At 75.4% G+C, this 541-nt stretch carries 1 protein-coding gene; it reads right to left on the bottom strand.

Annotated features, from left to right (window positions below):
* Window positions 1–131 precede the first annotated feature (131 nt).
* Window positions 132–541, bottom strand: a 410-nt coding sequence (locus G6045_RS40795; RefSeq protein WP_165337287.1) for a helix-turn-helix domain-containing protein, incomplete at its 5' end; no start/stop codon positions are given.

Here is a 541-nt window from a genome sequence, read left to right as displayed (position 1 = left end):
CAGAACCCCAACGCAGGGGGCCTGGGGGCGCAAGCCACCAGCGGGGGCCCGGGGGCAGAGCCCCCGTGACCTCCGCCCCACAGGGCGGCCTGACCGGACGGATCAGACCCGGGCCCCGCGCGAGCGGCACCTCACGGCCGGACCGCCCGGGCCGCGGCAAGCTGAGCCCGCGACTGAACGCCGAGCTTGCGGTAGATCCGGGTGAGCATCGTCTCGACGGTCTTGACGCTCAAGTGCAACCGCGCGGCCGCCTCCCGATTGCTCGCCCCCTCGGCGACCACACCCGCCAACTGCTCCTCGGCCGTGGTCAATCCGTCCGCGGAGACCCGTACGACACCACCCGCGTCGAGCCGGCCGAGCGCCTCGCTCACCAGACCCGACCACGCGCACGCCCCCGCACCCTCGAACAGCGCGAGCGCCTCGGCGAGCGACTGCCGCGCCCCGGCTCTGCGCCGCTGCCGCAACCGGGTGCGGGACAGCAGCCAGAGGCAGCGGCCCTGCTCCAACGGCAGCCCGAGCCCCTCGAAGCGTTCCGCCGCCC

Source organism: Streptomyces mesophilus (genome assembly GCF_011044995.1).
Lineage (GTDB): Bacteria > Actinomycetota > Actinomycetes > Streptomycetales > Streptomycetaceae > Streptomyces > Streptomyces mesophilus.
This window is presented reverse-complemented; position numbering and strand designations above follow the sequence as displayed.